Source organism: Leminorella grimontii ATCC 33999 = DSM 5078, assembly GCF_000439085.1.
Classification (GTDB): domain Bacteria; phylum Pseudomonadota; class Gammaproteobacteria; order Enterobacterales; family Enterobacteriaceae; genus Leminorella; species Leminorella grimontii.
This window is the reverse complement of the sequence record NZ_AUUA01000003.1, coordinates 441,652-460,590: the sequence shown is the minus strand read 5'-3', so window position 1 is coordinate 460,590 and position 18,939 is coordinate 441,652. Positions and strand designations below refer to the sequence as shown.

13 protein-coding genes are annotated in these 18,939 nt (G+C 58.7%); 12 read left to right on the top strand and 1 reads right to left on the bottom strand.

Annotated elements, in window-relative coordinates; all coding sequences use genetic code 11:
* Window positions 1-640: 640 nt before the first annotated feature.
* The 8 genes from rppH (at window position 641) to G544_RS0108990 (ending at window position 5,741) form a co-directional block, all read left to right on the top strand.
* Window positions 641-1,201, top strand: coding sequence for an RNA pyrophosphohydrolase (gene rppH, locus G544_RS0109025; RefSeq protein WP_027274298.1), 561 nt, complete (start codon window positions 641-643; stop codon window positions 1,199-1,201).
* A 189-nt stretch (window positions 1,202-1,390) separates the two neighbouring features.
* Window positions 1,391-2,272, top strand: coding sequence for a prolipoprotein diacylglyceryl transferase (lgt, locus tag G544_RS0109020; RefSeq protein ID WP_027274297.1), 882 nt, complete (start codon window positions 1,391-1,393; stop codon window positions 2,270-2,272).
* Between the two features lie 32 nt (window positions 2,273-2,304).
* Entirely contained in the window at window positions 2,305-3,099 is a 795-nt protein-coding gene (gene thyA / locus G544_RS0109015) for a thymidylate synthase (RefSeq protein ID WP_027274296.1), read from the top strand.
* A gap of 60 nt (window positions 3,100-3,159) precedes the next feature.
* The gene (locus G544_RS20265) at window positions 3,160-3,705 is read left to right on the top strand and encodes a WG repeat-containing protein (RefSeq protein ID WP_051155655.1); all 546 of its coding nucleotides are present in this window, start codon (window positions 3,160-3,162) and stop codon (window positions 3,703-3,705) included.
* Window positions 3,706-3,833: 128 nt separating this feature from the next.
* A complete protein-coding gene (locus G544_RS0109005) occupies window positions 3,834-4,340 on the top strand; it encodes a prepilin-type N-terminal cleavage/methylation domain-containing protein (RefSeq protein WP_027274295.1) in 507 nt (168 codons plus the stop codon).
* Window positions 4,334-4,939: a prepilin peptidase-dependent protein gene (locus tag G544_RS20260; protein WP_051155654.1), complete on the top strand. Its 606-nt coding sequence runs from the start codon at window positions 4,334-4,336 to the stop codon at window positions 4,937-4,939. Before G544_RS0109005 ends, G544_RS20260 begins: the two co-directional genes overlap by 7 nt.
* Window positions 4,936-5,388: a DUF2509 family protein gene (locus G544_RS20255; RefSeq protein ID WP_051155653.1), complete on the top strand. Its 453-nt coding sequence runs from the start codon at window positions 4,936-4,938 to the stop codon at window positions 5,386-5,388. The genes G544_RS20260 and G544_RS20255 overlap by 4 nt, the downstream gene beginning before the upstream one ends.
* Window positions 5,385-5,741 carry a prepilin-type N-terminal cleavage/methylation domain-containing protein gene (locus G544_RS0108990; RefSeq protein WP_134388972.1) on the top strand — a complete coding sequence of 119 codons (357 nt, stop codon included), beginning with the start codon at window positions 5,385-5,387 and terminating at the stop codon, window positions 5,739-5,741. The genes G544_RS20255 and G544_RS0108990 overlap by 4 nt, the downstream gene beginning before the upstream one ends.
* Window positions 5,742-5,787: 46 nt before the next feature.
* On the opposite strand, the gene G544_RS0108985 is transcribed toward G544_RS0108990, so the two are convergent.
* A complete protein-coding gene (locus G544_RS0108985) occupies window positions 5,788-6,885 on the bottom strand; it encodes an NADH:flavin oxidoreductase/NADH oxidase (protein WP_027274293.1) in 1,098 nt (365 codons plus the stop codon).
* A 239-nt stretch (window positions 6,886-7,124) separates the two neighbouring features.
* On the opposite strand from G544_RS0108985, the gene recC reads away from it, so the two are divergent.
* The 4 genes from recC to recD all read left to right on the top strand — a co-directional run bounded on the left by recC (window position 7,125) and on the right by recD (window position 18,924).
* Window positions 7,125-10,514, top strand: coding sequence for an exodeoxyribonuclease V subunit gamma (gene recC / locus G544_RS0108980; protein ID WP_027274292.1), 3,390 nt, complete (start codon window positions 7,125-7,127; stop codon window positions 10,512-10,514).
* A 111-nt stretch (window positions 10,515-10,625) separates the two neighbouring features.
* Entirely contained in the window at window positions 10,626-13,514 is a 2,889-nt protein-coding gene (ptrA, locus tag G544_RS0108975) for a pitrilysin (RefSeq protein WP_027274291.1), read from the top strand.
* Window positions 13,514-17,050 (top strand): exodeoxyribonuclease V subunit beta, encoded by a 3,537-nt coding sequence (gene recB / locus G544_RS0108970; protein WP_027274290.1) that lies wholly within the window; start codon window positions 13,514-13,516, stop codon window positions 17,048-17,050. The genes ptrA and recB overlap by 1 nt, the downstream gene beginning before the upstream one ends.
* The gene (recD, locus tag G544_RS0108965) at window positions 17,050-18,924 is read left to right on the top strand and encodes an exodeoxyribonuclease V subunit alpha (protein ID WP_027274289.1); all 1,875 of its coding nucleotides are present in this window, start codon (window positions 17,050-17,052) and stop codon (window positions 18,922-18,924) included. Before recB ends, recD begins: the two co-directional genes overlap by 1 nt.
* Window positions 18,925-18,939 lie beyond the last annotated feature (15 nt).

Here is an 18,939-nt window from a genome sequence, read left to right as displayed (position 1 = left end):
GTCGACGGAGGCTATTTTTTGTTCATGGCGATCTCGCCTAGGGATCTGCATCACATTTTAGATCCATTTTCTGCCTGTGGGTTGTTTATATTAACCTGATTTATATTAAATTATTTCAATTTTAACTCAGGATCAATTCTCTGTGGGTTCTGATTTCTACCCATATTGTTATCGGGTTCTTCACATAGATATCCACAGTAAAGGTGCATAAAGTAGGGTAATGTGGCTTTAGGCTGTTTATAACTTAATTCCAAATGTCAAGTTATACTCAGCAAGCGTATTGATAAGGGAATCTCACCCAGAGGTTTACCGCACCGTTTAGGCTGTGTCCCGCAACTGTATGCGGATGGCGCTGGCGGTCATTTTTACGCAGAGCAAGGCGCGAGCGGTGAGGTTTGGCGGGCCCAAATAAGCCGTGAGTAACGCAGCGCTGCGTAAAAAGGACCCCAGCCCTTCGGGACGAGTGCCAAAAGGGCGTACCCTGCGTTGTCGCACTTGGGCATAGGCTCACTATGCCCTGCGCGCTCCGCCTTGATTACGCCCTTTTGGCTCAGCGTCGCCACCGTGTACAGTTGCGGGACACAGCCTAGTATGAAACAATCAACCTATCTATAAAGAATTTATGCTCTGAGGTAGTCCGGTGATCGATGATGATGGCTACCGCCCGAATGTTGGTATCGTAATTTGTAATAAGCAGGGACAGGTATTGTGGGCCAGGCGATTTGGTCAACACTCATGGCAGTTTCCTCAAGGCGGCATCAACGCGGGGGAGTCTCCGGAGCAGGCCATGTATCGCGAGCTTTTTGAAGAAGTGGGACTGAGTCGTAAAGACGTCAAGGTCCTTGGCTGTACGCGTAACTGGTTACGATATAAGTTACCTAAACGTTTGGTGCGTTGGGACACTAAGCCCGTTTGTATTGGTCAGAAGCAGAAGTGGTTTTTACTACAGCTGATAAGCAGTGAAGCCGATATCAACATGCAGCGCAGCAGCACGCCGGAGTTCGACGGCTGGCGCTGGGTGAGTTATTGGTATCCGGTTCGACAGGTCGTTTCGTTCAAACGTGACGTTTATCGTCGCGTCATGAAAGAGTTTTCTCCCATCGTTTTGGCGATGCAGGAAAAGCAGGAAACCCGACCGCAAAAGTCGAATTCGCCGTACCCGAAGCGTAGGAAGGGTGAACGCACCGGCGGTGATAGATAGTCATTAGCCCCACTTAATCGTGGGGCTATCCATTTTCACTCCCCGAGATACGGGGCGTAAATGAGTGTAAAGCGGCCTTTTTCTGCGAACCAAACGCGTTTGGCTATGCTATGATTGCGCGGTTTTTTAAGCGCGTAATCAACGGCGCTGTCCGTTCTCAATTCAACGTGATATGTACTGTGGTGAGTGATGAACTCTAGCTTTCTGGAATTTCCTAAATTCGATCCGGTTATCTTCTCTTTAGAACCCACGCTGCCTTTGTCGCTGCGCTGGTACGGCATGATGTACCTGATAGGCTTCGTATTCGCTCTCTGGTTGGCCAAACGCCGCGCCGGGCGGCCAAACAGCGGCTGGACGAAGGACGAAGTGGAAAGCGTGCTGTATGCGGGCTTTTTGGGCGTATTCGTCGGCGGCCGCGTTGGCTACGTGCTGTTCTACAGCTTTCCCGACTTTGTCGCTAATCCGCTTTACCTGTTTAAAGTCTGGGAGGGCGGCATGTCCTTCCACGGCGGCCTGATGGGCGTCATCGTAGCGATGCTGTGGTTCGCGCGTCGCACCAAGCGCACGTTCTTCCAGGTATCCGATTTCATGGCGCCGCTGATCCCCTTCGGGCTCGGCGTTGGCCGACTGGGCAACTTTATCAACGGCGAACTTTGGGGACGCGTTACCGATTTTCAGTGGGCGATGCGCTTCCCGACGGCGCGCGTCGCCGACCAGCTGTTTGTTGAACAAAACCCGCAGTGGCTCCCCTACATGCAGGACGGAATGCTGCCTCGCCACATGTCGCAGCTGTATGAAATGTGCTTGGAAGGCGTCGTACTGTTCTTGCTTCTGAATCTGTTTATCCGCAAGGCGCGCCCGGCGGGCAGCGTCTCGGGGCTGTTTTTGATTGGTTACGGGACGTTTCGCTTTATCATTGAATTTTTCCGCCAGCCGGACGCCCAACTGGGGCTGTTTGGCCTGTTCAGCATGGGGCAGCTGCTTTCGCTGCCGATGATCCTGATTGGCGTACTGATGATGGTTTGGGCCTACCGCCGCCCGAAGCCGCAGGAAAAACGGCAAAAGGCGTGATCTATGAGGAATTTTAAGGTGACGAGGTTACGATGAAACAATATTTAGAATTAATGCAAAAAATCCTCGACGAGGGAACGCCAAAGTCCGATCGTACCGGCACGGGAACGCGCTCTATTTTCGGCCATCAGATGCGCTTTAACCTGCAGGAAGGCTTCCCGCTGGTGACCACCAAGCGCTGTCACCTGCGATCAATCATTCACGAGCTGCTGTGGTTCCTTAAGGGCGATACCAACGTCGGCTACCTGCGCGACAATAACGTCACTATCTGGGACGAATGGGCTGACGAAAACGGCGATTTGGGGCCGGTATACGGCAAGCAGTGGCGCTCGTGGGGCGCGGCTGACGGTCGTCAGATAGACCAGATTTCCGCGGCGGTGGAGCAGCTAAAACGCGATCCGGATTCGCGCCGGATCATCGTTTCCGCCTGGAACGTGGGAGAGCTGTCCGAGATGGCGCTGGCGCCCTGCCACGCGTTCTTCCAGTTTTACGTCGCCGACGGCAGGCTCTCCTGCCAGCTGTATCAGCGCTCCTGTGACGTGTTTTTGGGGCTACCGTTCAACATCGCCAGCTACGCGCTTTTAGTACACATGATGGCCCAGCAGTGCGATCTGGAAGTCGGCGACTTTGTCTGGACCGGCGGCGATACGCACCTGTATATGAACCACATGGAACAAACGCACCTTCAGCTGAGCCGCGAGCCGCGTCCGCTGCCGAAGCTTGAGATCAAGCGTAAGCCGGAGTCCATCTTCGATTACCGGTTCGAAGACTTTGAAATTACGGGCTACGACCCCCATCCGGCGATCAAAGCGCCGGTGGCGATTTAATTTTTATGCCCGCCCCTGTCGGCGGGCTTTTTACATCTGATGTGGGAAAAGGCGCTCAGGATGAGAATCGCACGTTTGAAAGTTGTTCTTTTGCTGCTGGTCGGGCTGATGGCCGCAGGCTGCGGTGTTTCTTCACCCTCCTATTCGTTAAGCTGTTTGTATGGTTCCAGCGAGCAAGGGCTAATTGACGATAGCGCCTGTGCGGCGCCAGATGGCAAGACGTTTCGCTTCTCCCCTCGCGCTCTGGCGCAGGCCGACTATGGCGACAACGGTCTGGCCGGATTCTTTATTGATCGCCGGGTTTTTTACGTTAAGCCCGATGGAAGCAGCCTCGAAGTGCTCTTGTTTGACAACGGCCCCGACTATTTTGAGGAAGGGCTGACCCGCGGTATCGTCAACGGTAAGGTTGGCTTCTTTAACCAACGACTGGAGCCGGTGATTGAGCCGCAGTATGACTTTGCCTGGCCGTTTGAAAACGGGCTGGCAAGAGTCGGCATGGACTGCGAATCGATACTGGACGGCGAACATACGGTCGTTTCCTGCCGTCAGGAAAACTATATTGACAGGCAGGGGCGGAAAGTCGAGCCGCCGGTTCCCGCTCAGTAAGCGTATTATTCTATTTGCGCCGCAGTTTGATGTAACGCTCGGCGCATTACACCTTTTCTTATCAGCGTCGTTTCCACTTCTTTTTTCTCTCCCTGTTCGCTTTCACCGGGCCCGTTTAGCATGCGGCCATGAAAACACGACAACACACCGACCAGTGCGGCCTGTCGCTTATCGAGCTTTTGCTTGCGATAAGCGTAATGGCGATTTTAGCGACCGGCAGCGTTCAAAGCTGGCAAAGCTACCGACAGCGGGCCGCGTTGGAGCTGGCCAGCGCGGAGCTGCTGGCCTTTATGTCCCGGCTTCAGCAGGCGGCGCACTGGCGTAATGAAACCCTCCTGCTGCGAATAGGCAAAGAGCGCGACAGGGACTGCCTGATAGCCTCCAGACCCCAGGGAGCAGCGGACTGCTTTTCTGCCCGCGGCCCTATTTATCGCCTGCCGATGGAGGGGATGCGGCTTGAGCTACAGCAGTCCGAATTGGGCCTTGGTTTTTACGGCGTACGCAATACGGCGGGGGCGGGGCATATCGTCGTGCAGGGAAAGGCGGGAAGGGTAAGGATTGTGCTATCCGCTACCGGTCGCCTGCGTCGCTGCGCTGAAAGTAACAACGACCTGGCGGGGCTTCCCCGATGCTAGCCGCTCAGCGAGGTTTTTCCCTGCCCGAAATGCTGATCGCCATGCTGATTAGCGGGCTGCTGCTGTCGGGTATTATGTCTCTGTTGCCGACGTTCCAGCGCCAGAGTCTGATGCAGTATCGGGCCTACCGGTTGGAGCAGGCGCTGGGGCAGGTTTTGCAGACCGTGGAGAAAGATCTTCGCCGCGCGGGCTATCTGTTTGCCTCAACGACGCTGCGAAGCGATGAGATGGTCAAGATTGTCACGTCGCCCTCCGGCGACGTGAAGGCTTGCGTGCTTCTGAGCTATGACCTGAACCACAACGGTCGGATAGAGCCGGAAGGCGTCTCGCTGTCTGAACGCTTTGGCTACCGCTGGCGACAAGGGGTTGTTGAACGCCAAAGGGGCGTCAGCGGCTGTCAGGGCGGTGAATGGGAGAAGATGCTGGATCCTTCAGAAATCGTCGTCAGCGGGTTTCAGATTGAACGCCGCGACTCTCGGTCGGCGAAGGGAGAGGGCGAATACTATTTTGATATCACACTTTCAGGCCACTGGCGCGGCCAGCCGGCAGCTGTACGGACGCTCGTCGCCCGCGTAAAGGGGAGGAGCAGAAACCCGTGATACAAAAACAAAGGGGCTATGCGACGCTGCTGCTGGTTATGATGCTCTTGGCGTTTTCCATGATGATGCTTAAGGGCGTTCATCGCCAGCTGGATCAGCGCGTCAGAATGCAGGCTGACGAAAGGCGCTATCTGCAAAACCGCCAGCGGGCGCACTCTGCGCTGGCGTGGGCATTATCGCTGCGCTGGTCGTTGAACGGCGAGGGCTGGCGGTGCGAACGCCATGAAGCCCGTCGGTTAAATGCCTGCGTAAGGGCGTTAAGCAGTGACGAACTGCTGATTCGCGGTTCGGGCGACGCCAGGTTTGGCGAGATGCCGGCGGCGCTCTTTCAGCGAGCGCTGGTGCGGCGAGAGCGGGGCGAATCTTTAGACGTTGGCCTGATCCCGCTTCCAGCCTCGCTAAGCGACGTTTGCCCGCTGGTTGGCCAGCCCGTGGAGTGCGAACCGTGACCGCGTCAGCCCTCCGTCAGGAGGGATTTAGCCTGATAGAGACGCTAGTCGCCATGCTGTTGTTCTCTGTGACGGTTTTGGGGCTGATGCACTATCAGCAGGCGCTGACTTCGCAGTTTTATCACTATGCGAACGAGCAGAAGGCGTGGCGGCTAGCCGCTCAGGCGTTGGAGCTTTATCCCATCAGCGTGGATGAAGACGCCGTTTTGAAGGCCGCCGGGTGGCGGTTTAGCGTTGCCGATAGGAGGCTGGACGAGCGCTGTGATGAAGTGACCGCGGAGGTGAGCGGGCCGGGCCGCGTGAGCGTAAGCCTTGAAAGGCTGTTTTGTCGACCTTCGGGCGAACCGCCGTAGGCAGCCCGCCCGAAGGCAGCGGTGAGTAAAATGGGAAGACTGGCGGCTAGTCGTTAACGAAAAGCCCTTTTATCCGACGCGGCGCAGCACGCCAATACTGCTTCGGAGCATGAACCTGAGCGCCAAGCTCGGCGGCGGCGCGCCACGGCCAGTGCGGGTCATAAAGAATGCCGCGCCCCAGCGCCACCATGTCGGCATCACCGGTAGCGACGACGGCTTCCGCCTGCTCTGGCTCGGTAATCAGCCCGACGGCGATAGTAGGCATGCCGACTTCCTCTTTAATTCGACGGGCGAAGGGCACCTGATAGTTCGGCGCTACGGGAATGCGCTGCTCGGCGGACAGCCCGCCGCTGGAAACGTGAATAAAGTCGCAGCCAAGCGCCTTTAAGCGATGGCAGAGGGCAATGGACTGCTCCAAATCCCAGCCGCCTTCAACCCAGTCGCTGGCGGAGATGCGCACGCCGACCGCCTTATTGGCAGGAAATACTTTGCGAACGGCGCTGAAGGTTTCCAGCAGCATGCGCATGCGGTTTTCCAGCGAGCCGCCGTAGCCGTCTTCTCGCCGATTGGCTATCGGGGATAAAAACTGGTGCAGCAGATAGCCGTGCGCGGCGTGGATCTCAATGGCGTCGAACCCCAGCCTGTCGGCTCGCTTGGCGGAATGGGCGAACGACGCAATGATGGAGGCGATGCGTTCTTCGCTCAGCGCCTGCGGCGTGGCGGAATGGGCGTCAAACGGGATGGCCGACGGCGCTACGGGCTGCCAGCCGCCTCGTTCGGCCGGAACGGCGGGGCCCGGCTGCCAAGGGGGCGGCATTGACGCTTTGCGTCCCGCATGGGCCAGCTGAATCGCCAGAGGCATTGCGGAGTAACGCTTCACTGCGCTAAGAGTTTTTGCCAGCGCACGCTCGGTTTCATCGTCCCAAAGGCCGACGTCATGAGGGGAAATGCGTCCTTCCGGCTCTACGGCGGTGGCCTCCATAATCAACAGCCCCGCGCCGGAAAGCGCAAGCTGCCCCAGGTGGATAGTGTGCCAGTCGGTCGTTTTGCCGTCTTCGGCAGAATATTGACACATTGGCGCGATAACGATGCGGTTGGGCAGCGTAAGCGGGCCAATCTTAATCGGGGTGAACAGTTGACTCATGGTTAGATTCCTCATCGCACAGGGAGATAGTCTGGAACAAAATAAAAAAGTCCCGGCCATGGTAGCACCGCCAAGGCCGGTCGCCATAGACAGAAAAAGCGCTGGTTAGAACGGATTAAGCTAAAAGAGATAACGCTATCCGGCTTTACAGTCAGCCTGATAACGTTGAAAATCACTCTTTTACGCTATTCTTTACCAAGGCAGCAGGCCTTACGCCCTTGCCCATTCGGAGAGTCGGAATGTTTACGGTTTATCACTCAAATCAGCTGGACGTCCTGAAGTCGCTGATCGCCGCGCTGGTGGCTGGTAAACCGCTGGCCTCTGTGCTTGAGCCCGAAGTGATTCTGGTGCAGAGCAACGGCATGGCGCAGTGGCTGCAAATTGAGCTGGCGACGGATTTAGGCATTGCGGCCAACGTAGAGTTTCCGCTTCCGGCCTCATTTATCTGGCAGATGTTTACCAAGGTTTTGCCGGGCGTTCCAAAAGAGAGCGCCTTTAGCAAAGACGCCATGCGCTGGAAGCTGATGCGCCTGCTGCCGCCGATGCTTGAACGGCCGGAGTTCAGCCCGCTTTCAGGCTACCTTAGCGATGATGAAGACAAACGCAAACACCACCAGCTGGCGGGGCGAGTCGCCGACCTTTTTGACCAGTATCTGGTGTACCGACCGGGCTGGCTGGAACGCTGGGAAGCGGGGGCGCTGGTCACGGGGCTGAACGACGCTCAGCTTTGGCAGGCCGCGCTTTGGCGAGCGCTGGTGGATGATACCAAAGCGATGGGGCAGCCTTCCTGGCACCGCGCCAATCTTTATCAGCGTTTCATCGATGCGCTTGGCCGTCCCGACTTCTCTGCGGTAGAAAGCGGCCTCCCGCCTCGCGTGTTTATCTGCGGCATATCGGCCCTGCCGCCCGTTTATCTGGAAGCGCTGTCGGCGCTGGGGCGGCATATCGACATTCACCTGATGTTTACCAACCCGTGTCGCGACTACTGGGGCGATATTCAAGACTACGCCTTTTTAGCGCGCGTGCAGGCCCGCCGGAGGCGTAAGCACGGCAGTGAAGAAGAGGTCGCTCTGTTTAAGTCCGTGCAAAACGCGGCCAGCCTGTTTGACGAGCAGGGAAACCAGAATCTGAGTAATCCTCTGCTGGCAAGCTGGGGTAAGCTCGGCAGGGACAACATTTATCTGCTGGCGCAGCTTGACGGCGTGCAGGAGATCGACGCGTTCGTGGAGCCGCGAAGCGACAGCCTGCTTCATCGAATCCAGCGCGATATCCTGACGCTGGAAGACGGCGCTCAAACCTCGTTCAGCGCAGGCGCCGCGTTTTCTACAGAGAGTAGAGAAAAGCTCGCGCTTGACGACCGGTCGATTAGCGTCCACGTCTGCCACAGCGCCCAGCGTGAAGTGGAAGTGCTGCACGACAGGCTGCTGGCCATGATGGATGCCGATCCGTCGCTTACGCTGCGAGATATCATCGTCATGGTGGCGGAAATAGACGGCTATACGCCCTATATTGACGCGGTATTCGGCAGCGCGCCGAAAGATCGCTTCCTGCCTTATGCCATCTCTGACCGCAGCGCTAGTCAGGTTCATCCGGTGGTGACGGCGTTTCTACAGCTGCTGGATCTCCCCTACAGCCGGTTCGGCGCGCAGGAGGTTCTGGCGCTGCTCGAAGTGCCGGAGCTGGCGCGGCGTTTTTCCATTGATGAAAGCGGCCTGCGGACGCTACGCCAGTGGGTTGAGGGGGCAGGAATTCGCTGGGGGCTGGATGACGACATGGTCGCCGACCTGGATTTACCCCCGACGGGGCAGCATACCTGGCGCTTTGGGTTGACGCGAATGCTCCTCGGCTACGCAATGGACAGCCAGGCCGGCGATTTTCAGGGCGTCCTGCCGTACGACGAATCCAGCGGGCTTATCGCGACGCTTGCGGGCCAACTGGCGGAGTTTTTGATGCAGTTGGCGCGTTGGCGAGAGCGCTTAAGCCAAGCGAGCCCGCTTGCCGAGTGGGCGCCCCTTTGTCGCCAACTGATGGACGCCTTTTTCGTCACGGAGCTGGAGACGGAACCGGTGCTGGATCTGATAGAAAGCCAATGGCAAAAGCAGATAGGTGCGGGTATTGAAGCCGGTTACGATGACGCGCTGCCGCTTACCGTCCTGAAGGATGAGTTGTCCTCTCGCCTTAACCACGAGCGCCTCAGCCAGCGCTTTTTAGCCGGTGCGATTAACTTTTGTACTCTGATGCCGATGCGCTCTATTCCGTTCAAGGTCGTTTGCCTGCTGGGGATGAACGACGGCGTGTATCCGCGCACGCTGCCGCCGCTGGGTTTTGACCTGATGGCCGATGGGCCGATGCGGGGCGACCGCAGCCGCCGGGACGACGACCGCTATCTTTTCCTCGAGGCCCTACAGTCGGCGCAGAACGCGTTCTATATCAGCTATATCGGCCACTCGATTCAGGACAACAGCCAGCGCTATCCTTCCGTGTTGGTCAGCGAGCTGCTGGAGTACGTCTGTCAAAGCCACGTATTGGAGGGGGACAGAGACCAAGACCCAGAGCTTTGCACACAGCGCGTGCACCAGCACCTCTTGCACTGTCACGCGAGGGTGCCCTTTAGCGAAAAGAATTTTATCAGCGGCAGCGAACAGCAAAGCTACGCCCGCGAGTGGCTGCCCGCGGCGGCCAGAGAGGGCGTTCCGCACGGTGAATTTGGCGGTCAGTTGCCACAGTTGGCGTCAGAACGAGTAGATATAGACGATATTCGCCGCTTTTATCGTCATCCCGTCAGGGCGTTTTTTCAGCAGCGCTTGAGGGTAAGCTTTTCTTTGGAAGACGCTGAGCTTTCCGACGAAGAGCCGTTTAGCGTTGAAGGGCTTGAGCGCTATAGAATGAACGTAGACCTGCTTAACCAGCTTATTGAATCGCGCGATCCGCAGGCGCTGTTTTCGCGCGCGCATGCCGCCGGAGAGCTGCCCTTTGGCGCTTTCGGCGAGCTGTATTGGCAGGGGCAGACGGAAAAAATGCACGAGCTGGCCGACGCCGTTATCGCGCAAAGGCAGGAGAGCGAAAGCGTCGAGTTTGAGCGCCGGATTGACGGCGTAACGGTCAGCGGCTGGCTGCATCAGGTCCAAAAAGACGGCCTGCTGCGTTGGCGACCGGCGAAGCTGTCGGTGATTGACGGCATGACGCTGTGGCTAGACCACCTGGTTTACTGTATGTCCGGCGGAGAAGGCGAAAGCAGGATGTTGGGCATTGAAGGCAGCGAATGGCGCTTCGCGGCGCTTGGCGTTGAAGAGGCGCAGTCGCAGTTCTCATTTTGGCTGAGGGGCTATCTTCAGGGGCTTTGCGCGCCGCTGATGCTTTTGCCAAAAAGCGCGTGGGCGTGGCTTGAGTCCTGCTACGATGTGGCGTCTGGGCAAGTTGACTATAGCGAAGAGGCACAGCAAAAGGCGCGCCACAGGCTGGTGCAAACCTGGCAGGGGTCGCCTCCCGCGGTCGACGAGGGGGAAGATCCCTATGTGATGCGGCTGTTTCGCGTGATGGACGACGCCCGATATCGCCAGATTATTGACGACAGCCTGCCCTACCTGCTGCGGCTTCGGCAGCATCGGCAGGAAAAAAACGAAGGGTAGCGGTGAACCCTGAGAAACGCCGATGTCCAACAAGAAGAATATCAGTGACCTCCGGCGCAGAGCCTGACCCGCTCAACGCCTCGGGGAATGAATTAACAAGAAGGAAACGTCATGCGTAAGCTCTATGTCTCTATTACCGGCGCGCTGCTGCTGTTGTTCGGCCTTGCGTCAACGGCGCAGGCGGCCGAGGGCTGGCAGCCAATGCCTGAGAAAATCCAAAAAAGCGAAAGGGACACGCGGGCCTATCAGGCGATTAAGCTCGATAACGGCATGACCGTTTTACTGGTGTCTGACAGCCTGGCCAGCAAGTCGCTGGCGGCGCTGGCGCTGCCCGTCGGCTCGTTGGAAGACCCCAACAGCCAGCTCGGCCTGGCCCACTATCTGGAGCATATGGTGCTGATGGGCTCCAAGCGCTATCCGGAGCCCGACAGCATTTCTGAGTTTCTGAAAAAGCACGGCGGCAGCCATAACGCCAGCACCGCGTCTTATCGCACCGCGTTCTATCTTGAGGTGGAAAACGACGCGCTGGCGCCCGCCGTCGACAGGCTGGCCGACGCTATCGCCGAGCCGCTGCTGGACCCGGTTTATGCCGATCGCGAACGTAACGCCGTTAACGCGGAAATGACCATGGCCCGCTCGCGGGACGGCATGCGCATGGCGGAAGTGGGGTCTGAAACGCTCAACCCCGCTCACCCAAGCTCGCGCTTTTCCGGGGGCAACCTCGAAACGCTGAAGGATAAGCCCAACAGCAAGCTGCACGACGAGCTGAAGGCTTTCTACCATCGCTACTATTCCGCCAACCTGATGGTCGGCGTGCTGTACGGCAATCAGTCGCTGGACTCGCTGGCCAAGCTTGCGTCGGAGACCTTCGGGCGCATTGCTAACCGTCAGGCGACGGTGCCTCCTATCACCGTTCCCGTCGTGACGGAAAAAGAGAAGGGATTGATTATCCACTACGTGCCGGCCCAGCCGACCAGGCAGCTGCGCATTGAGTTTCGTATTGATAACAATGTTTCCCAGTTTCGCAGCAAGACCGATACCTATATTGGCTATCTGATTGGCAACCGCAGCGAAAATACGCTGTCGGACTGGCTGCGCAAGCAGGGGCTGGCCGACAGCATCGGCGCGGGAGCTAACCCGGTGATTGACCGCAACGGCGGCGTGTTCAGCATTGGCATCTCCCTAACGGAAAAGGGACTGGCACAGCGGGATCGGGTTATCGCCGCCGTGTTCGACTACCTGAAGCTCATTCGTAAAGAGGGCGTTCGCAAAGACTACTTTGATGAGATTGCCCACGTTCTGGCGCTGGACTTCCGCTATCCGTCCATTTCTCGCGATATGGACTACGTCGAATGGCTGTCCGACACCATGTTGAACATTCCCATTGAAAACGTGCTGAATTCCGACTATCTGGCCGATCGCTACGATCCCAAAGCCATTGAGGCAAGGCTTGACGAAATGACGCCGCAGGCGGCCCGCATCTGGTTTATCAGCCCGGACGAGCCCCACGACAAAATGGCCTATTTTGTGAATGCTCCCTATAAGGTGGAGAGCATTACGCCCAAGCAAATCTCAACGTGGGCTGCCGATGAGAAAAATCTTCCGCTGCGCTTGCCGACGCTGAACCCTTATATTCCGGACGATTTTTCTTTGGTCACCAAGGCGGCGCCGAAAGACGCCATCCCTTCTCTGGTGCTGAACGAGCCGTCCGTCAGGGCGTGGGCGATGCCCAGCCGTTATTTCGCCGACGAGCCGAAGGCCTATGTGAATCTGGCGCTGCGCAACGCCAAGGCGCAGGACTCTGCACGGGATCAGGTGCTTTTTTCACTGACTGACTATCTGGCTGGGCAGGCGCTGGCGCAGATTGACTATCAGGCGTCGGTGGGGGGCATCAGCTTCTCTTCTTCCGGCGGCAACGGCTTACAGCTTTCTGCCTCCGGCTTTACCCAGCGGATGCCGCAGTTGATAAGCTCGTTGTTAACGCAGTACCAGAGCTTTACGCCGACCGAGGAGCAGCTGGCGCAGGCCAAGTCGTGGTATCGCCAGCAGTTGGACGCCGCAGAAAAGGGCAAAGCGTTTGAAGTGGCGCTACAGCCCGTGCGCGCCATCTCTTCCGTACCTTACACCGAACGTGATGAGCGCCGCGCTCTGATTGACGGGCTCACCGTTAACGACGTGGTTCAGTACCGCAACCGGCTGCTGGAAAGCGGTACGCCGGAAGTGCTTGCGGTCGGCAACATGACGCCGGAACAGGTTAAAGCGCTGGCATTGAGCGTCAGCAAGCAGCTGGGCTGCAAAGGGCAAAGCTGGTGGTATGGTCAAAACGTCGTCGTGGATAAGAAGCAGGCCGCTAACCTGATGAAGGCCGGCAGCAGTACGGACTCCGCGCTGGGGGCGGTATTTATTCCTCAGGGCTATGATGAAGTGCAGGGCATGGCGCGCAGCAACCTGCTGTCTCAAATCGTTCAGCCCTGGTTTTACAACCAGCTGAGAACCGAAGAGCAGCTGGGGTACGCGGTTTTCGCCTTCCCGATGTCAGTTGGGCGCCAGTGGGGGATCGGCTTCCTGCTGCAAAGCAACAACCAGACGCCGGCCTATCTGGACGGTCGCTACGAGAATTTCTACCGCCTGGCTAAAGACAAGCTGTCAGCCGTAACGGATGACGAGTTCGCTCAGTACCGGCAGGCGCTGGTCAACGAATTGACTCAGCGCCCGCAGACGCTGGACGAAGAGGCGGGGCAGTACGTGAACGACTTTAACCGCGGCAACGATCGCTTTGATACGCGTGTTCGCATCGTTGAGCAGGTCAAGGCGCTGACGAAGGCGGATATTCAAACCTTCTACAGTCAGGCCGTCATCGATCGCGACGGGCTCTCCGTCCTTTCCCAAATTATGGGGCAGAGCGAGCTGAAAGAGGCCTACGCCAAGCCGGAAGGGTGGCAGGTCTATCCTAACGCGTCTTCGCTACAAAAAACGCTGCCGGTTAGGGCCCAGAAGTAATGGCTAACGGGCTGCCGCAGGCGCTGGCGCCGTTAACGCTTCCGCTGTTTGGCGAGCGTTTGATTGAGGCGTCCGCCGGTACGGGGAAAACCTATACGCTGGCGGTACTTTATCTGCGTCTGCTGCTGGGGTTAGGCGGTGCGGCCGCCTATCCTCGCCCGCTGTCGGTAGAGGAAATTCTGGTCGTTACGTTTACCGAAGCGGCGACGGAAGAGCTGAGAAACCGCATCCGTGAAAATATTCACCGCCTGCGCATTGCCTGCCTGCGGCGGGAGAGCGAAGAGCCGACGATAGGCCGCCTGCTCGAGCGGATAGACGATCCCGACGCCGCGGCCGCCTGGCTGCTGGCGGCGGAGCGCCAGATGGATGAAGCCGCTATCTATACCATTCACGGCTTTTGCCAGCGCATGCTGAGCCAGAACGCGTTTGAGTCAGGTATTTTGTTTGAGCAGACTCTGATTGAGGATGAGCTGCCCCTGCGGCGTCAGGCTGTGGCGGACTTCTGGCGTCGCCACTGCTATCCACTGCCTTTGCCCGTGGCGTCGGCTATCGTATCCGAGTGGAACGGGCCAGACAGCCTGCTGGCTGACATGTCTCCCTATCTGCACGGCGAAGCGCCGATGCTTCGCCAGCCGCCGACCCAGGACGACATTTTGCAGCGCCACCAGCAGATAGTTGAGCGCATCGACGCGCTTAAGCGCAGCTGGCTTGCGTGTGCAAACGAGCTTGAGCCGCTGATTGTCGCCTCCGGCGTTGACAAGCGCAGCTACAGCAGCCGCTATCTTTCCAACTGGCTGGCCGCCGTCACCGAGTGGGCCGGCCAGGAGACCGTTGACTATCGGCTTCCTGACCCGTTAAAGCGCTTTTGCCAGTCGACGCTGGATGAAAAAACCAAAAAGGGCGAGGCTCCCCGCCACGCTATTTTTACCGAGATCGACCTCATCTACGCCGAGCCGCTGACGCTGCGCGATCTGATTTTAGCGCGAGCGCTGAGCGAAGTGCGCCTGTCCGTCCAGAAGGAAAAGCGTCGGCGGGCGGAGATGGGGTTTGACGATTTGCTTAGCCGTCTGGACTTTGCCCTGCGCGGTGAGGGTGCTGAGGCACTGGCGGCAACGATCCGCCGCCGCTATCCGGTGGCGATGATCGACGAATTTCAGGACACCGACCCGCAGCAGTATCGCATTTTCCATAAGGTCTACGGCGGCCGCGACGACACCGGCCTGCTGCTCATCGGTGACCCAAAGCAGGCCATTTACGCATTTCGCGGCGCGGATATTTTTACCTACATGCGCGCTCGCAGCGAAGTAAGCGACCACTATACGATGGACACCAACTGGCGTTCGTCGCAGGCGATGGTTGAGAGCGTCAACCGCCTGTTTGAGCGCCTGCCGTCGCCCTTTGTCTTTGAGCAAATTCCTTTTTTACCCGTAAAGGCGGCGGAGAAAAACCGTTCGTCGGCGTTTGAAATCGGTGGAAAGGTTCAGCCTGCGCTCGGGCTGTGGCAGGTGCAAAGCGAGGGCTGCGGCCAGCCGGAATATCAGCAGGCGATGGCGGAATGCTGCGCCGGGCAAATCAGGGATTGGCTTATTGCCGGCCAGCGCGAGGACGCCTGGTTAGTGACGGCTAACCAACGCAGGACGGTGAGCGCATCAGACATCGCCGTTCTGGTGCGAACCGGAAAAGAGGCGTCGCTGATGCGAGACGCCCTGAATGCGCTGGGCATCCCGTCAGTTTATCTCTCCAATCGGGAGAGCGTATTCAGCGTTCCGGAAGCTCAGGACATGCTGTGGCTCTTGCAGGCGGTGCTGGCACCGGAACAGGAGAGGGCGCTGCGCGCTGCGCTGGCCAGCAGCCTGTTGGGGCTGGATGCTGCACACATCGACGCCGTTAATCAGAACGAGCGCGAATGGGAAGCGCTGATTGACGAATTCAGCGAGTACCGGCGGGTATGGCAAAAGCGCGGCGTGCTGCCGATGCTGAGAGAGATTATGACTCGCCGCAGGCTGGCGGAAAACCTGCTGGTGACGTTAGGCGGCGAGCGGCGGCTGACGGACGTTATGCACATCGGCGAGCTGCTGCAGGAAGCTTCCCTTAAGCTTGAAAGTGAGCACTCGCTGGTGCGCTGGCTGACGCAGCAAATCGCCAAGCCGAACGATCGGTCGGACAGCCAGCAGCTTCGGCTGGAAAGCGACGCCAGTCTGGTCAGGATAGTGACTATCCATAAGTCAAAGGGGCTTGAGTACCCCTTGGTATGGCTTCCCTTTATCTGCGGCTTCCGTCAGCAGATGAACGCGCTGTACCACGATCGCCAAACCTTTACGTCGGTGCTCGACCTGCAGCGAAGCGAAGACTCGCTTGCGCTGGAAGAAGAAGAGCGGCTGGCGGAGGACCTGCGCCTGCTTTACGTTGCGATGACGCGCTCCATTTTTCACTGCAGCGTCGGCGTTGCGCCGATTTATTCCCGCGGACGCAGCAAGGGGAACAGCGACGTGCACCGCAGCGCGATGGGTTATCTGCTGCAAAGAGGCGAGGCGGGCGATGCGCGGACGCTGAGCGAGGCGCTGCGGGACTTGGCTCGGGGCGACGCCATCGGGTTATTTAGCGTAGATAAGGCCGGCGAAGCGCGCTGGCAGCCCGGCAGTGCCTCATCCGAACCGCTGGCCGTGCGCAAATTCTCTTCTCCTCGCCGTGACGACTGGCGGGTGACCAGCTATTCCGGCCTCCAGCAGCAGGGGGGCGGACACCACTACGAGCTGTTGCCCCGCTTTGACGTTGACGCCGCGGGCGAAAAGAGCGTCGAGATCCTGCCCGTTAAAACGCCCCATACCTTCCCCAAAGGGGCTGCTCCCGGCACTTTCCTGCACGGCCTGTTTGAATCGTTTGACTTTACCGAAGGGCCGGAGCCGCTTTGGTTGGCGGAACAGGTAGAGCGACAGGGGTTGGACGCCGAATGGTCGCCAGTGCTGCAAGAATGGCTCGATGCGGTGCTGAAGGCTCCTCTGACTGAAGAAGGCGTGCGCCTTTGCGACATTCCCGACCGCGAGCGGTGCGTGGAGCTGCAGTTCTTTTTACCTATCGACGCGCCGCTGGTCGCCGATCGTTTGGACTCTCTGGTCAAGCGCTACGATCCGCTGTCGGCCGCCTGCCCGCCGCTGGAGTTCCATCAGGTGGAGGGCATGCTGAAAGGCTTTATCGATCTGGTGTTCTGCTGGCAGGGGCGCTATTTCCTGTTGGACTATAAGTCGAACTGGCTGGGGGAGAGCGCCGAGGCCTATACCACAGACGCGATGGCGTCTGCGATGTGCGAGCACCGCTACGACCTGCAGTATCAGCTTTATACGCTGGCGCTCCACCGCTATTTGCGTCATCGCATAGCGGACTATGACTATCAGAAACATTTTGGCGGCGTGCTCTATCTTTTTCTGCGCGGCGTTGAGCCGGGCAAGCCCGGGCAGGGGATTTTTTACTGTCGTCCGGAACCGGCGCTGGTGGAAGGCATGGATGAACTGTTTCGCGTTGGGGAGGTTACGGTCTGATGTGGACGCTGTTGGCTCAGGCGGTTGACGCCGGTTTGTTCAGGCCGCTGGACGTCCAGCTGGCGCGGCTGTTGGCGGGAGACGACGATCCCCGGTTGGCTTTGCTGGTGGCTAAGCTTAGCGCGGAAGCGGGAGATGGCCACGTTTGCCTTCCGTTGGCATCAATGAACAAAGCGTCGCTGTTTTCCGGCCGTCATGACGATCTCGCCGACGCCCTGTGGAGCAAGGCGGGAAACCCAACGGTCGAGGATTTTTTACGATCCCTCTCGCACTCTCCCGCCGTGGGCGACGGAGAGCAGGCAACGCCGCTGGTGCTGGACGGCGATCGCCTCTATTTGCAAAGAATGTGGCGCGACGAAGGCAAAGTGGCGGGCTTTCTGCTGTGCCGCGGCGCATACGACGGCTGCGCTGACGTCAAAACGCTGCGCCAAACCCTTGACGGACTTTTCCCCAACGCGTCGCAAGAGGTGAACTGGCAAAAGGTGGCTGCGGCCGTCGCGGCGACGCGCAGCGTGTCGGTGATTTCAGGGGGGCCAGGAACGGGGAAAACCACTACGGTAGCGCGCCTGTTGGCGGCGCTGCTGATGCTTGACGACGCTCACTCCCTGCGCATTGCGCTGGCTGCGCCTACGGGGAAGGCGGCGGCCAGGCTGACGGAGTCGCTTGGCGCCGCCAGTCGGACGCTGCCGCTGACTGACGCGCAGCGTGGGCGCATCCCTTCTGAAGCGTCGACGCTTCATCGCCTTTTGGGCATTCAGCTTAGCGGCACGCGCCTGCGCTACCATGCGCAGAATCCGCTTCATTTTGACGTCATTATCGTTGACGAGGCGTCAATGGTGGATTTGCCGATGATGGCGCGCCTGGTGGACGCATTGCCTTCCCACGCCCGGCTTATTCTTCTGGGCGACAGGGACCAGTTGGCCTCCGTGGAGGCGGGCGCAGTGCTGGGGGACGTTTGTCGATTTGCCGAGCTCGGCTACAGCGTACGACGGGCCGCTCAGCTAAGCGAGCTGACCGGCTACGCCGTCGCGCCGGGCGATTCTCCTTTGGCGACAACGGTGAGAGACGGCCTTTGCCTGCTGAGAAAAAGCTATCGCTTTGACCAGGATTCCGGCATCGGCCGCCTGGCGCTGGCGGTGAACCAGGGCGATGGGCGAAGCGCATTGGCCTGCTTTAAGCAGGACCATGGCGATCTTGAGTGGTGTTCGTCCTGCGACGTTGAAGACTATCAGCGCCTTTTAGAGGTTTGCATAGAGGGGTATCGCGACTATCTGGAGGCGATCGCGAAGCCGGAAAAAGAGGCGAGTGACATACTGGCCCGCTTTAACCGCTTCAGGCTCCTGTGCGCGCTGCGCAGCGGGCCGTTTGGCGTGGAAGGGCTCAACGAGCGCATTGAGCTGATGCTGCAGCGCCGTAAGCTTATCAACCGGCCTGCCGGTGCTGCGGGGCTTTGGTATTCGGGTCGACCGGTCATGGTTAATCGCAACGACGCGTCGCTGGGGCTTTATAACGGCGATATCGGCATTGCTTTTCACAACGAGGAAGGGGAACTGCGGGTTCACTTTCAGCTGCCGGACGGTTCCATCAAGTCCGTTCCCCCCAGCCGACTGCCGTCGAGCGAAACTGCCTTTGTGATGACGGTGCATAAATCCCAGGGATCGGAGTTTGACCATACGGTTTTAGCCCTGCCCGAGCAGTATACGCCGCTACTGAGCCGAGAGCTGGTGTATACGGCCATCACCCGTGCCAGAAAACGGCTGACGCTGTTTGCCGCACAGCCGGTGCTGATGTCTGCTATCGCTACGCCGACCGAGAGGCGCAGCGGATTGGCGGAGAGGTTGGTGAAAGGGGATACTGGAACGTCTGCGGCTTGAGCGTAAAGAAAAGCC